The sequence below is a fragment of the Polaromonas eurypsychrophila genome (genome assembly GCF_014641715.1).
Lineage (GTDB): Bacteria > Pseudomonadota > Gammaproteobacteria > Burkholderiales > Burkholderiaceae_C > Polaromonas > Polaromonas eurypsychrophila.
Map to the genome: position 1 here is coordinate 192894 of NZ_BMIG01000003.1, position 13326 is coordinate 206219.

General features: G+C 61.5%; 14 protein-coding genes and 1 tRNA gene. 4 read left to right on the top strand and 11 right to left on the bottom strand.

The window, feature by feature from the left end; genetic code table 11:
- Positions 1 to 72 precede the first annotated feature (72 nt).
- Positions 73 to 1053, bottom strand: coding sequence for a M23 family metallopeptidase (locus tag IEX16_RS05840; protein WP_188707406.1), 981 nt, complete (start codon positions 1051 to 1053; stop codon positions 73 to 75).
- A 31-nt stretch (positions 1054 to 1084) separates the two neighbouring features.
- Here IEX16_RS05840 and IEX16_RS05845 point away from each other — a divergent pair, with 31 nt between their 5' ends.
- On the top strand, positions 1085 to 1402 hold the full coding sequence (locus IEX16_RS05845; protein WP_188707407.1) for a hypothetical protein: 318 nt from the start codon (positions 1085 to 1087) through the stop codon (positions 1400 to 1402).
- A 108-nt stretch (positions 1403 to 1510) separates the two neighbouring features.
- Here the strand turns inward: IEX16_RS05845 and IEX16_RS05850 are convergent.
- The 6 genes from IEX16_RS05850 to petA all read right to left on the bottom strand — a co-directional run bounded on the left by IEX16_RS05850 (position 1511) and on the right by petA (position 5773).
- Positions 1511 to 1586 (bottom strand) — tRNA-Thr (locus tag IEX16_RS05850).
- 25 nt (positions 1587 to 1611) lie between these two features.
- A complete protein-coding gene (locus IEX16_RS05855) occupies positions 1612 to 2166 on the bottom strand; it encodes a ClpXP protease specificity-enhancing factor (RefSeq protein ID WP_188707408.1) in 555 nt (184 codons plus the stop codon).
- Positions 2167 to 2186: 20 nt separating this feature from the next.
- Positions 2187 to 2798, bottom strand: coding sequence for a glutathione S-transferase N-terminal domain-containing protein (locus IEX16_RS05860; protein ID WP_188707409.1), 612 nt, complete (start codon positions 2796 to 2798; stop codon positions 2187 to 2189).
- Between the two features lie 87 nt (positions 2799 to 2885).
- Positions 2886 to 3656 carry a cytochrome c1 gene (locus IEX16_RS05865; protein WP_188707410.1) on the bottom strand — a complete coding sequence of 257 codons (771 nt, stop codon included), beginning with the start codon at positions 3654 to 3656 and terminating at the stop codon, positions 2886 to 2888.
- 16 nt (positions 3657 to 3672) lie between these two features.
- The gene (locus IEX16_RS05870) at positions 3673 to 5073 is read right to left on the bottom strand and encodes a cytochrome b (RefSeq protein WP_188707411.1); all 1401 of its coding nucleotides are present in this window, start codon (positions 5071 to 5073) and stop codon (positions 3673 to 3675) included.
- A 76-nt stretch (positions 5074 to 5149) separates the two neighbouring features.
- Positions 5150 to 5773, bottom strand: coding sequence for a ubiquinol-cytochrome c reductase iron-sulfur subunit (gene petA / locus IEX16_RS05875; protein WP_188707412.1), 624 nt, complete (start codon positions 5771 to 5773; stop codon positions 5150 to 5152).
- A 275-nt stretch (positions 5774 to 6048) separates the two neighbouring features.
- On the opposite strand from petA, the gene mscL reads away from it, so the two are divergent.
- On the top strand, positions 6049 to 6477 hold the full coding sequence (gene mscL, locus IEX16_RS05880; protein WP_188707413.1) for a large conductance mechanosensitive channel protein MscL: 429 nt from the start codon (positions 6049 to 6051) through the stop codon (positions 6475 to 6477).
- A 185-nt stretch (positions 6478 to 6662) separates the two neighbouring features.
- Here mscL and pdxA read toward each other — a convergent pair whose 3' ends face one another.
- Positions 6663 to 7703, bottom strand: a complete 1041-nt coding sequence (pdxA, locus tag IEX16_RS05885) for a 4-hydroxythreonine-4-phosphate dehydrogenase PdxA (RefSeq protein WP_188707571.1) — start codon at positions 7701 to 7703, stop codon at positions 6663 to 6665.
- Positions 7704 to 7928: 225 nt separating this feature from the next.
- On the opposite strand from pdxA, the gene IEX16_RS05890 reads away from it, so the two are divergent.
- Complete coding sequence (locus tag IEX16_RS05890; RefSeq protein ID WP_188707414.1) at positions 7929 to 9221, top strand: 7TM diverse intracellular signaling domain-containing protein; 1293 nt, start codon at positions 7929 to 7931, stop codon at positions 9219 to 9221.
- A gap of 15 nt (positions 9222 to 9236) precedes the next feature.
- Here IEX16_RS05890 and IEX16_RS05895 read toward each other — a convergent pair whose 3' ends face one another.
- Entirely contained in the window at positions 9237 to 10019 is a 783-nt protein-coding gene (locus IEX16_RS05895) for a Nif3-like dinuclear metal center hexameric protein (RefSeq protein WP_188707415.1), read from the bottom strand.
- A gap of 145 nt (positions 10020 to 10164) precedes the next feature.
- Complete coding sequence (cysK, locus tag IEX16_RS05900) at positions 10165 to 11088, bottom strand: cysteine synthase A (RefSeq protein ID WP_188707416.1); 924 nt, start codon at positions 11086 to 11088, stop codon at positions 10165 to 10167.
- 150 nt (positions 11089 to 11238) lie between these two features.
- On the opposite strand from cysK, the gene IEX16_RS05905 reads away from it, so the two are divergent.
- Complete coding sequence (locus tag IEX16_RS05905) at positions 11239 to 12399, top strand: S1C family serine protease (protein ID WP_188707417.1); 1161 nt, start codon at positions 11239 to 11241, stop codon at positions 12397 to 12399.
- 100 nt (positions 12400 to 12499) lie between these two features.
- On the opposite strand, the gene tatC is transcribed toward IEX16_RS05905, so the two are convergent.
- On the bottom strand, positions 12500 to 13294 hold the full coding sequence (tatC, locus tag IEX16_RS05910) for a twin-arginine translocase subunit TatC (protein WP_188707418.1): 795 nt from the start codon (positions 13292 to 13294) through the stop codon (positions 12500 to 12502).
- Positions 13295 to 13326: the final 32 nt, after the last annotated feature.

Genomic DNA, 13326 nt, shown 5'->3' on the forward strand with positions numbered 1-13326 from the left:
ATCGACGTAAGTGTGGGCGCCCGCGGTTTGTTCAACTACGCGCCAAACGCAGATTTTACCTCTGCCGCGCTGCTACTTCGGACGCGGTATCTGGGCAGGCTGCGCGGCCGGTGACTGGGCGATGGCCACTGTCGGGGCCTGAGGCAGTTTCTGGCCGGCGGTCAGGAACTTCTGCGGATCCTGGTACACCCCCTGCACCAGCACTTCAAAATGCAGATGCGGCCCGGTCGAACGCCCGGTGGTGCCTACCTCGGCTATTTTTTGGCCGCGCCTGATCAGGTCGCCCTTCTTGACCAGCACCCGTGAGGCATGGGCGTAGCGGGTGACCAGGTCGTTGCCGTGATCGACCTCGACCATGTTGCCGTAGGCAGCGTGGTATTCCTGGGTGACCACCACGCCGCCCGCAGCCGCCAGGATCGAGGTGCCGGGCTCGGCCGGAAAATCCAGCCCGGTGTGCAGTGCGGAACGGCCGTTCAGAGGGTCAATGCGCCAGCCAAACGACGAGCCAAGAATGCCGGTCTGTACCGGTTGCTGGGTGGGTACCATCATTTTTTTGATTTTCTGATCGAACAGGCGGGACTCCATGACGGTCATCAGGTCCACGCGCTGATCGGTCAGCCTGTCCAGGTCAGCCAGCGTGGCCTGCAATTCTTCCATGGTGAGGGAGCGGCCCGTCACCAGCACACCGCCGCGACCGGGCTGGGTCTTGATGTCATTGGGATTGACGCCAGCCAGGCCTGATACTCGTTCGCCCAGCGCCTCAAGCTGCATCATCTTGGCCTGCATTTCACCCAGGCGTTTGGCCATGACATCGAGGTTTTCACGCATGAAGCGATCACGCTGCTCGAACTCGTCCTTCACCACGAGTTTGACCAGCGAGCCGATCAGCGGCCAGCCCTCACGCGCGCCTTTGAGAAAGACCCAGTGGTACATGCCAGCGGCCACCAGCATCAATGCCAGTGCCGCTACAAAACCCACCAACACAAGCCGGGTGCCACTTAAATAAACAGCACGGCTTTTGGCAAGCCACGCATCCGTGATAATCAAATGCACGTATCCAACTCCTTGAACTGAGCCCACTGCCGTGAATCCCACACCCCGCCCCCATGGGGCTGTCACTTTCAGCCAGGCTGTCGAGAACTCGCCCTCATTGGCGCGGCTGGCCGGGCTTGTCCAGGAATCCAATGACCGGCTCAAGGCCATTGAGTCGCTGATCCCGGAAGCCCTGCGCCCTGCGGTTCAGGCCGGCCCGATTAATGAGGACGTCTGGTGCCTGCTGGTCAGCAGCAATGCCGCCGCTGCCAAAGTCCGCCAGTTGTTGCCGCTGATCCAGTCGCGCCTGATTGGCAAAGGTTGGAAGGTTACCTCAATTCGGCTGAAGATACTAATAGCCAAAAAGTAGTATTTACCAATACAGCCATGCGCTAGAGGCTTGCGCGGTTTGAAGTAGCTGCTATCGAAGTGATAGTTCTGCGTGCCGACGGCAAGGGCCGGGATGAATGCAGGGAAATGGTGCCGCTTGTCGGATTCGAACTGACGACCTACCGCTTACAAGGCGGTTGCTCTACCAACTGAGCTAAAGCGGCACAAACTCTATTTTACGTGACCTGTTTATTTCACCCGTTTGAGCGAAGGCCGTTTGCCTTGCGTTGGCTTGGGGGGCTCGGGTGGCGCCGGATCGTCTTCACGCGCCGACACGGTAAGGTTTGCAGGAACCAATTGTACGATCTTCGCCTCGGGCCCTGTCCCGACTGTGGGCTCTGCAGTCGCTGTGTCGGGCGGTGGCAGTTCCTGGGAGGAATGCCCTTCGCCATCATGGACTGGCTGCGCAAGGGCCGAAGCCGGCGTGGCCAGTGGAAACGCCATGCCCTGACCGTTTTCACGCGCATAAATGGCAATCACGCGAGCGATGGGCACCATGATTTCGCGGGCACTGCCGGCGAAACGCGCCTTGAACTCAATGAAGTCGTTGCCCAGCTTCAGCGAACTGGTGGCGTCAAAACTGATGTTGAGCACGATCTCGTTGTTCTTGACGTATTCACGCGGCACCTGAACGGTTTCATCCACGGCCACCGCCACATAGGGCGTCAGCCCGTTGTCGGTACACCAGTCGTACAACGCCCGTATCAAGTAGGGGCGGGTCGAAGTGGAGTCGAGCGCGTTCATCAGGGTCGCTGCAATTGCGCTTACTTGCGCATCACCTTTTCTGAAGGTGTGAGAGCTTCGATATACGCTGGGCGCGAGAAGATGCGCTCGGCGTACTTGAGCAAGGGCGCCGCGTTCTTGGACAGGTCGATGTCGTAGTAGTCCAGGCGCCACAGCAGCGGCGCAATCGCGACGTCGAGCATGGAGAAATTGTCGCCCAGCATGAACTTGTTCTTCAGGAACACCGGGGCCAACTGCGTGAGGCGGTCGCGGATGTGCGAACGGGCTTTTTCCAGCGCTTTCTCATTGCCCTTGGAGGCACGGGCTTCCAGGATGTTGACGTGAACGAACAGCTCTTTTTCGAAGTTCAGCAAAAACAGCCGCACGCGCGCGCGGTCCACCGGGTCGCCGGGCATCAGTTGCGGGTGCGGAAAACGCTCGTCGATGTACTCATTGATGATGTTCGACTCGTAAAGAATCAGGTCACGCTCGACCAGGATAGGCACCTGGCCGTAAGGGTTCATGACGTTGATGTCTTCCGGCTTGTTGTACAAGTCCACATCGCGGATTTCGAAGTCCATGCCTTTTTCAAACAGCACAAAACGGCAGCGGTGCGAGAACGGGCAGGTCGTGCCTGAATAAAGGACCATCATGGTTGCGAACTCCTAAATGCAAAGGAGTGGATACGGTGAAGGCATCCACTCCAGAAGGTGCCGGGAAACGAGTCCCGGCGAAAAAAATTACTTGATGTCTTTCCAGAACGAAGCGTTCAGGCGCCAGGCAATGAAGGTGAACATCAGCAGAAACATTAGCACCCAGACACCGACCCGGACACGGGTGTTCTGGGCCGGCTCTCCCATCCATTGCATGTAACCGACCAGATCAGCCATGGCCTGGTCATACTGCAGCGGGCTCAGGGTGCCGGGCGTGACTTGTTGCCAGCCCTTGAAGACCTGCACCTTGTGGCCATGCTCTTCCTTCACGTCAAAGAGCGGCTTGCGTTCGCCTGACAGCTCCCAGAGCACATGCGGCATGGCCACGCTCGGGAATGCCAGGTTGTTCCAGCCGGATGCCTTGGTGTCGTCGCGGTAATAGGTGCGCAGATAGGTGTAGAGGTAATCAGCGCCAGAGCCGCCCGCACCGGCGCGGGAGCGAGCAATCACGGTCAGGTCGGGCGGGTTGCCGCCAAACCAGTCCTTGGCCTGCTTCGGATCAATCGCAGCCTTCATGGTTTCGCCCACCTTGTCGGTGGCAAACAGCAGGTTGTCCTTGATCTGTTGCTCGGTCAGGCCGATGTCGGTCAGGCGGTTGTATCGCATGAATGCGGCGGAGTGGCAGTTCAGGCAGTAATTGACAAACAGCTTGGCGCCGTTTTGCAGGGCACCCAGGTCGTTGGTCTTGTTGGGCGCCTTGTCCCAGGCGATGCCTTCGCTTGCCGCATGCGCCACGTTGCCGGCCAGTGCCAGCACGGCCACCAGTCCCAGCGCCAGTTGTTTCAATGTTTTCGTCATGGTCAGAATCTCCGGCTCAGTGGGCAGCAAAAGTCACGCGATCAGGCGGTGTCTTGAAGGTTCCCAGGCGGCTCCACCAAGGCATCAGCAGGAAGAAACCGAAGTAAAACAGGGTTCCAATCTGCGACACACGCTCATTGATCAGCGAGGGCGGCTTGATGCCGAGGTAGCCGAGCACCACAAAATTGATCACGAAAATACCGTACATGTATTTGTGCCAGTCGGGACGGTAGCGAATCGACCTGACCGGACTGTGGTCCAGCCAGGGCAGAAAAAAGAGAATGATGACCGCGCCGCCCATGACGACCACTCCCCAGAACTTCGGATCGAACATCAACATCGCAATGACCAGCACCACTGCACCGCCAACGATGACGGCCTTGAACAAGCCGCCGATTTTGGCTTTGAGCACACCGAGCACGGCGCCGACCAGCACGCAGGCGACCAGCGCATACATCATCTGGCTGGTGATGGCACGCAGCATCGAGTAATACGGCGTGAAGTACCAGACCGGCGCAATGTGCGAAGGCGTCTTCAGCGAGTCGGCCGGGATGAAGTTGTTGTACTCCAGGAAGTAACCCCCCGCTTCAGGCGCAAAGAAAATAATTGCCGAGAACACCATCAGGAACACGCTCACGGCGAAGATGTCGTGCACCGTGTAGTAGGGGTGAAAGGCAATGCCGTCCAGCGGCTTGCCACTGGCGTCCTTGTACTTCTTGATCTCGACGCCGTCGGGGTTGTTGGAGCCGACTTCATGCAGCGCGATCAGGTGTGCGACCACCAGGCCGAGCAGCACCAGCGGCACGGCAATCACATGGAAGGCGAAGAAGCGGTTTAGTGTTGCATCACCCACCACGTAGTCGCCGCGGATCAGCAGCGCCAAGTCGGGGCCGATGAAGGGAATTGCTGCAAACAGGTTGACGATCACCTGGGCACCCCAGTAGCTCATCTGGCCCCAGGGCAGCAGATAGCCCATGAAGGCTTCGGCCATCAGGCACAGAAAAATCGCGCAGCCGAAAATCCAGATCAGCTCGCGCGGCTTGCGGTAGCTGCCGTAGATCAGGCCGCGGAACATGTGCAGGTAGACCACCACAAAAAATGCCGAGGCGCCGGTGGAGTGCATGTAGCGCACCAGCCAGCCCCAAGGCACGTCGCGCATGATGTATTCGACCGAGCCGAAAGCCAGTGCGGCATCGGGCTTGTAATGCATGGTCAGGAAGATGCCAGTAACGATCTGGATCACCAGCACCAGCAGTGCCAGCGAGCCAAAAACGTACCAGAAGTTGAAGTTCTTCGGCGCGTAATACTCGCTCATGTGCTCTTTGTAGAGCTTGCTGGCGGGGAAGCGGTTGTCAACCCAGTTCATCAACTTGGCAGCAGCCGGCGCATCGGGGGATAGTTCTTTGAATTCAGCCATAAGGGGTCCTATTTGCTAGTCGGTGGAGGACTTGGGCGGGCGCATCAATCGGTCGGCCGCCTGGTCCAGCAAAGCTTCAGGCTTTTTTGTCCTCACCAATCAGCAGCTTGGCATCTGACAGGTACATGTGGGGCGGCACTTCCAGGTTATCTGGTGCGGGCTTGTTTTTATAAACGCGGCCAGCAATGTCGAAGGTTGAACCATGGCAGGGGCAAAGAAAGCCTCCGGCCCAGTCATCAGGCAATGAAGGCTGTCCGCCGATCTGAAATTTGTCGATCGGCGAGCAACCCAGGTGCGAGCAGATGCCGACCGCCACAAATATCTCGGGCTTGATCGAACGGCCTTCGTTGCGCGCATATTCAGGCGTGAGGTCGCCAGGGTTGCGCTCGGATTTGGGGTCAGCAAGTTGCGAGTCCAGCTTGGGCAGGCCAGCCAGTTGCTCAGGCGTACGCTTGACAATCCAGACCGGCTTGCCGCGCCACTCGACGGTCAGTTTTTCGCCCGGTTTCATCGCCGAGATATCCACCTCAACGGCAGCACCAGCGGCCTTGGCGCGCTCGGACGGCTGGAAGGTGCTGACAAACGGCACAGCGACAGCCGCCACACCCGCGCCACCAACGGCACAAGTGGTGACTATCCAGTTTCTTTTATCTTTATCAATCGGCGCACTGAGCGGCGCCTTGAGACTAGCTTCGGTCATGGGTGTCCTACAAGAACAGGGCTTGAAAACCTAAAAAGGAGTGCGTTGGGGTCAACCCGGCATTGTAACGGAGCGCGCAAAGCAATTTCAAGCCAGAGACTGCCTTCGGGCACCCTCACGGCGGCTTGACGCACAAGCCAGCACGCTAAAACAGCGGGAAACACCAGCGCAAAGAGCTGGCGCGAAAGCCAGAGCAACGAAGATAATCCGGCTGCCGGCCCGCCTGCGGCGTGGCAGTTAAAAAATATTCATCTGGCAACAAAAAGGAGTACGCCATGGGCATGATGCAGGAATTCAAGGAGTTTGCCGTCAAGGGCAGCGTCGTCGACCTAGCGGTCGGCGTCATCATCGGTGCGGCTTTCGGCAAGATTGTCGATTCCGTCGTCAGCGACCTGATCCTGCCGCTGGTCGGCGCGGTGATCGGCAAGATCGATTTTTCCAACCTGTTCATCGTGCTGGGCAATGTTCCGGCGGGAACCGTCACCACGCTGGACGCGTTGAAAAAGGCCGGCGTGCCGGTGTTTGCCTATGGCAACTTCATCACTGTCGCCATCAACTTCGCCATCCTGGCTTTAATCATTTTCCTGATGATCAAGCAAATCAACCGCCTGAAGAAAGAAGCCCCGACCGCCCCACCCGCGCCCGCGGCCACGCCCGAAGACGTGATGCTGCTGCGTGAGATTCGCGACAGCTTGAGGAAGTAGGTTCACCCTGTCGGACGCTCACTGCGTGTAGCGCCTTCCCCCTTCCAGGGGCGGCGCCTGCGCGCCGGCAAAGCCGGACGCGCGGCCCCTGCTTGCGAAGACACGGCAATCGCTATTGATTTAGTAGCTGCTTACGCTCGCCAAATAAGGGCTGGAGGCCTTTTCGGCACATAGTCAGGAGTGATTCAAACGGCCAGGCTGCGCGCCATACGAACGGCGGCGATCAGGCTGGAAGCATCGGCCTCGCCGGTACCAGCAATGTCAAAGGCCGTGCCGTGGTCCGGGCTGGTGCGCACCAGCGGCAGCCCCAGGGTGACGTTGACGCCCTGCTCCACACCGAGGTACTTGACCGGGATCAGGCCCTGGTCGTGGTACATCGCCACCACCACGTCGAACTCGCCCGCCTGACCGGCAGGGGTGCGCGCCCGCATAAACACGGTGTCGGGCGCGAAGGGGCCGCTCACATTCAGGCCCTGAGCGCGGGCAGCTGCGATGGCCGGCGCGATGATGTCGATTTCTTCCCGGCCGAACAGGCCGCCCTCGCCCGCGTGTGGGTTCAGGCCGGCCACCGCAATACGCGGCGCGCCGCCCGCAGCTCCGCGCACACAGCGGTGCGCAATCTGCAGGGTCTGCAACACATTGTCGAAAGTCACCGCGTCCAGCGCATCACGCAAGGACAAGTGGATGCTGACCAGCACGGTCTTAAGCTCCTCATTGGCCAGCATCATGCGCACCGGCATGTCGGTCACGGTTTTGCCGGCAAATGCCGCCGCTTCGGCCTGCAGCAGTTCGGTGTGGCCGGGAAAGCGCTCAAAACCTGCGCCAGCCAGGGCCAGCGCCTCCTTGTGAATCGGCGCGGTCACCATGGCGGCCACTTCGCCCACCAGCGCCGCACGGGCGGCCCAGACAATGCAATCTGCCGCAGCCTTGCCAGCGGCAGCGCTGACCTGCCCGAAAGCGGCCCGGGTCGGCAACACACAGGTCTGCAGCACGGGAATACAGCGCGGCGGCACGGCCTGCCAACCGGCGACGCCTTCAAGCTGCACCACAGGCAGCGCCAGCGCGCCGTCAGCAGCGATCAACTGGGATGCACGGCGCAGCGTGGCCAGATCGCCCGCAACCAGGCAACCCGCCAGTTCGGCTGGCGCGTCGCGAAAGGCTTTGGCGATGATCTCCGGACCGATACCGGCCGGATCGCCCATGGTGATGGCCAGCGGCCGGGTCATTGCCATAAAAAACTCGCGGCTTGAACCGACAGGAACTTGGTGTTTTTCATAACTTCCCCTGGCCATCTGAACGGCCCATAATGATTTGCATGCCTGCCTGCCCCAGCCCCGCATCCACGGGAAAAGGCAGGCCACAGGCAGCCTGATGGAAGGAAGCAGCAACATGCATTCTTTCGGTATTTTCGCGCAAATGGCATTGCCCGCGGGCGGTTTGCCGGCAACGCCATGAATACGGCCGAAACCATCCTCTGGAGCGCCGCCACAGGCTCCATGGGCCTGATTGTGTTGCTGGCCGCTGCCCAGGCCGTTTACACCCGCAGCCGCCCCAGCGTGCAAAGCCTGATCTACCTCGGCATGTACTGGCTGTTTTTTACCTTGCTGAACGGCTTGCCAGAGACCACGCTGCCGCTGGCCAGCGCGCCATGGATACACATCGCCCAGGTGTTGATCGGGCCACTGCGCAGCGCCATGGGCATTTATTGGGGCAGGCAATGGCTGGGGTCGGCCAAGCGCGACCGGTTGACGGACATCAGTTTGCGCGCCATGGCGTGGCTGTGTATGGTCGGGGGGCCTTTGTGCCTGTTGTTGCCGCGCCCCCAGCAATTGCCCGTGTCGGCCGCACTGACCATGGTGACTGTGAGCGCCATGCTATGGCTGACCGCGCGCGCAGCCCGGCACGGCGACCGCCTCGCCTGGGGGCTGGCTTTTGCAAGTCTGCTTACTTTGCCCTTGCAACTGGGTTTGTACTGGTTGGCTCTGGACCTCAACCGCCTGTCCACAGCCAGCCAGGCCGGCGTGGCCCTGCTGGGTCTGGTCAGCATGTCCCTGATCGCCGGCCTGTTATGGCTGCGCAACCACCAGCTTCTCCAGATACACCCTCACTCCCGTTCGCGGCGCGACCCGGTCACCCAGCTTTACAGCAGCGCGGTAACGGTGCGGAAAATCGTGCGTGCGCAGCGCCGCCTGTCGCGTACCCGCCGCGACGGGGCGCTGATGGCGGTGCAACTGTTCGACCCCGAGCGGCTGCTGGCCCAGGTCGGCCACTATGGCCTCAACGAGATCTACAGCCAGCTCGCGCGGCGCATGCAGCGCCACACCGGCGTGGTCAACCCCGCCGGGCGTTATTACGACCGCTGCTTCATCGTGCTGATCGAGACCCTGCACTCGCCGCGCTGGATACGCACCATGGGGCTGCGCGTGGCGTCCAGCCTGCGCAAGCCGCTGGAAGTGACCGCACTCAACGGCGAGCGCATCAAAGTCAGCGTCGACATCGGCGTTGGTCTGGTGCACCTGTCTGGCGCGGGCAAAGACGTGGACGAACTCCTGCATGAAGTGCAAGGCGTGGCGGCGGCCGCGCGTGCCATGCGTTCGCGCGCCGCGCTGCTCGACGAGATCAGCCACCTGGCGGTGCCGGTGGAAAACGCCGAACTTGGCGCCAGCTGGCACGCCATGCGCACAGCCCGCTCGCACCCGGCACGCGCGCTGCAACCGGTCCGGCAGCGCCGCACCGCCGTCTGAAACGCGGCCAGGCTGCTAGGCCGGGTTGTCGATGTCGATGAACGCGTGCGCCAGCCCGAACTGCGCCGCCACATGCGCCGCCACGGCGGGCGCGCCGTAACGCTCGGACGCGTGGTGGCCGCAGGCGATGAAGGCCACACCCATCTCGCGCGCGTAATGCGCCTGAGGCTCGGAGATCTCGCCGGTGATGAAGGCGTCGGCCCCAGCCGCGATGGCGTCCTCGAAGTAACCCTGCGCACCGCCTGTGCACCACGCTATGTTTTTAATAGCTGTCGGTCCTTTTCCCACAAGGGTCACAGGCCGATTTAGTGCGTTTTTGACGTGCGAGACGAGACTCTCGGCGCTGTCGAAGCCGTCTTCGGCGCCGCTGCGCCTACCGAGGAAACCGAGCTTGTTGTCGCCAAACCAGCGGTCCGCCTTCAGGCCGAGCTGCAGGCCCAGTTGCGCGTTGTTGCCAAGCTCCGGATGCGCGTCCAGCGGCAGATGGTAGGCGTAGAGGTTGATGTCGTGCGCCAGCAGCAGCGCCAGGCGTTGCTTCATCCAGCCCGTGACCCGGCCGTCCTGGCCGCGCCAGAACAGGCCGTGGTGTACAAAAATCGCATCGGCCTGCGCGGCAATGGCGGCTTCGATCAACGCCAGGCTGGCGGTGACGCCGGAGACAATCTTGCGCACTTCGGCCTTGCCTTCGACCTGCAGGCCGTTGGGCCCGTAGTCCTTGAACGCTTCGGGCTGCAGCAACTGGTCGAAAGCCGTCAGCAGCAGCGCGCGCGGCGCAATGGCGGCGCTATCGGGGTTCATGAGCAAGCACCGGACGCAACGCAGAGGTCTTGTTCAGCCGGGGCCGCGGATCCGGCTTTGCCGGTCCGCAGGCGCAGCGCCCCTCCTTGTCGTTCAAGGGGCAGCGCACCACCGTAGGTACGCGCAGCGACAAGCGTGGGGGCCATCACGGCAAAAAGCCTTCGACCGACAGGTAACGCTCGCCGGTGTCGTAGTTAAAACCCAGTACCGTGCTGCCGGCAGCAATCTCGGGCAACTTCTGCGCAATGGCCGCCAGCGTGGCGCCCGAGGAGATGCCCACCAGCAGGCCTTCTTCGGCAGCGCAGCGGCGCGCATAGTCTTTGGCGGCGTCGCCCTCGACCTGGATCACGCCGTCGAGCAAAGCCGTCTGCAGGTTGACCGGAATGAAGCCCGCGCCTATGCCCTGAATCGGGTGCGGCGACGGTTTGCCGCCGCTGATGACCGGTGACGCCGCTGGCTCCACCGCAAACACTTTCGTCGCTGGGAATTTGGCTTTCAGCACCTGAGCCACACCGCTCAGATGGCCGCCGGTGCCGACGCCGGTGATGAAATAGTCCACGCCCTGCGGAAAGTCGGCCAGGATTTCCTCTGCGGTAGTGCGCGCATGCACCTCGATGTTGGCCGGGTTGTCGAACTGCTGCGGCATCCAGGCGCCGGGTGTTTTCGCGACCAGTTCTTTGGCGTGCGCAATCGCGCCGTTCATGCCTTTTTCACGCGGGGTCAGTTCAAAGCTCGCACCGTACGCCAGCATCAGGCGGCGCCGCTCAATGCTCATGCTGTCCGGCATGACCAGCACCAGCTTGTAGCCCTTGACGGCAGCCACCATGGCCAGACCAACACCCGTGTTGCCCGAGGTCGGCTCGATGATGGTGCCGCCGGGTTTCAACGCACCGGATTGCTCGGCGGCTTCGACCATGCTCAGCGCGATGCGGTCCTTGATCGAGCCGCCCGGGTTGCTGCGTTCGGACTTGACGTAAATCTGGTGCGTCTGGCTGGACGGCCCGAACAGCCGGTTGATGCGGATGTGCGGCGTATTGCCGATGGTGGCGAGAACGCTGGAGGCTTTCATGGCGAATCCTTGAGGTTGTGCAGCAAATTATGGCCGCTCCCATAGCCATAGCCGGTGAAAAGACGCGCAAATTGGGCGAAAATTGCGGGTACACCCTGCCGTCAAGCCTGAACTCCCAAGCCTGCGGCGGCTTTATCTCCTGGACCCACCATGCGCAAATCCTGGCTTCTGTTTTCCCAAACCGTCACGCTGCTGCTCGCCGCCTACTTTGTGGTCGCCACCCTGCAGCCGCAATGGGTCAACCGGCAGGCGCTGGGCAATGCCATCTCTGTCATTGAGGCGCCCGCAGGCTCGGCAGGCGGCGCCGCGCCAGCCGGCAGTTTTGCCGCCGCCGCCAAGGCTGCGTCAGCCGCCGTGGTCAGCATCAACACCAGCAAGGCGGCGGCGCGCCACCCCAATATGGATGACCCCTGGTTCAAATTTTTCTTTGGCGACCAGGGCGGAAGTAGCGAGCCGCAGGTCGGTCTGGGCAGCGGCGTCATCGTCAGCCCGAACGGCTACATCCTGACCAACAACCATGTGGTCGAAGGCGCAGACGACATCGAGGTCATCCTCAACGACACCCGCAGGGCCAAGGCTAAAGTCATAGGCACCGACCCCGAAACCGACCTGGCCATCCTGAAGATCGAACTCGACAAGCTGCCCATCATCGTGCTGGGCAGCTCCGACACCGCGCAGGTCGGCGACCCGGTGCTGGCCATCGGCAACCCGTTTGGGGTGGGCCAGACGGTGACCAGCGGCATCGTCAGCGCGCTGGGCCGCAACCAGCTCGGCATCAACACCTTCGAGAATTTCATTCAGACCGACGCCGCCATCAACCCCGGCAACTCCGGTGGCGCGCTGGTTGACACCCAGGGCCGGCTGCTCGGCATCAACACCGCGATTTACTCGCGCTCGGGCGGCTCCATGGGCATCGGTTTTGCCATTCCGGTGTCTACCGGCAAGCAGGTGCTGGAGAGTATTTTGAAAGATGGCCAGGTCACGCGCGGCTGGATAGGCGTGGAGCCGCAAGACTTGAGCCCGGAACTGGCAGAGACCTTCGGCCTCAAGCCCGGCGCGCTCAACGGCGGCGGCGTGATCATCACCGGCGTGTTGCAAAACGGGCCGGCCGCGCAAGCCGGCATCATGCCCGGTGACGTGATTCTGGACGTCGCCGGCCAACCGGTTCGCACCGTGTCGGAGCTGCTGACCGCTGTCGCCGCGCTCAAGCCGGGCGTGTCCGCGCCGGTAGGGCTGCTGCGCAAGGACAAGAAAAACCAGGTGGCGGTGGTGCCCGGCACCCGGCAGCGCCCGCAAACACGCCGACCGTAAGCGGGTTTGCTCTGTTTTTTATAGCTGTTTGCGGTTACTGGCTATGGGCTAGTGCCGTATTTGGCTCTGAATCGGGCCTGGCGATTGGCCCGCGTTTGACTCAGGGCTTGGCGGCTTCGGCGTCGTCGTCGGGCGCCTGGGTGTGCTTGATGAAAATCTGCGCCGCCCAGATGCCGACCTCATACAGGATACACATCGGAATCGCGAGCGCAAGTTGCGACACCACGTCGGGCGGGGTGACGATGGCGGCCACCACAAAGGCCAGCACGATGAAATAACCGCGGAAGTTCTTGAGCTTTTCGATACTGACGATGTTCATGCGCGCCAGCACCACCACCGCAATCGGCACTTCAAATGCCATGCCGAAAGCCAGAAACATGCTCAGCACAAAACCAAGGTAGGCCTCGATGTCGGGCGCCGCCACAATCGATTTGGGTGCAAAGCTCTGGATGAACTTGAACACTTGGCCGAAAACAAAGAAGTAGCAAAACGCCACGCCAACAAAAAACAGCAGGGTGCTGGACACCACCAGCGGCATCACCAGTTTTTTCTCATGTGTGTACAGGCCAGGCGCCACAAAGGCCCAGACCTGGTAAAGCACCACCGGCAAGGCCAGCATGAAGGCGGCCATCAACAAAATCTTGAGTGGCACCAGAAACGGCGAGATCACTGAGGTGGCGATCAGCGAGGCGCCCGCAGGCAGGGTGGCGACCAGCGGCGCGGCCAACAGGTCAAACAACACGGCGGGACCGGGCCAGATGGCCAGCAAACCAGCCGCGATGCCGATGGCAATCACGATCCGGATCATCCGGTCACGCAGCTCCATCAGGTGCTGCACAAAAGGCTGCTCGGTGCCCGCGAGTTCGTCGGGCTTGTCGGTGGTGGGGTCGCTCATGAGGATTTTTGCGCTGGGAAAGGGGCGAAGGG

Bases quoted from the DNA above. Each gene is read 5' to 3' on its own strand.
- IEX16_RS05895 (WP_188707415.1), bottom strand. From the start codon at position 10,019: ATGAACCCCGATAGCGCCGCCATTGCGCCGCGCGCGCTGCTGCTGACG.
- cysK (WP_188707416.1), bottom strand. From the start codon at position 11,088: ATGAAAGCCTCCAGCGTTCTCGCCACCATCGGCAATACGCCGCACATC.
- IEX16_RS05905 (WP_188707417.1), top strand. From the start codon at position 11,239: ATGCGCAAATCCTGGCTTCTGTTTTCCCAAACCGTCACGCTGCTGCTC.
- IEX16_RS05855 (WP_188707408.1), bottom strand. From the start codon at position 2,166: ATGAACGCGCTCGACTCCACTTCGACCCGCCCCTACTTGATACGGGCG.
- mscL (WP_188707413.1), top strand. From the start codon at position 6,049: ATGGGCATGATGCAGGAATTCAAGGAGTTTGCCGTCAAGGGCAGCGTC.
- IEX16_RS05865 (WP_188707410.1), bottom strand. From the start codon at position 3,656: ATGACGAAAACATTGAAACAACTGGCGCTGGGACTGGTGGCCGTGCTG.
- IEX16_RS05870 (WP_188707411.1), bottom strand. From the start codon at position 5,073: ATGGCTGAATTCAAAGAACTATCCCCCGATGCGCCGGCTGCTGCCAAG.
- tatC (WP_188707418.1), bottom strand. From the start codon at position 13,294: ATGAGCGACCCCACCACCGACAAGCCCGACGAACTCGCGGGCACCGAG.
- IEX16_RS05890 (WP_188707414.1), top strand. From the start codon at position 7,929: ATGAATACGGCCGAAACCATCCTCTGGAGCGCCGCCACAGGCTCCATG.
- petA (WP_188707412.1), bottom strand. From the start codon at position 5,773: ATGACCGAAGCTAGTCTCAAGGCGCCGCTCAGTGCGCCGATTGATAAA.
- pdxA (WP_188707571.1), bottom strand. From the start codon at position 7,703: ATGACCCGGCCGCTGGCCATCACCATGGGCGATCCGGCCGGTATCGGT.
- IEX16_RS05860 (WP_188707409.1), bottom strand. From the start codon at position 2,798: ATGATGGTCCTTTATTCAGGCACGACCTGCCCGTTCTCGCACCGCTGC.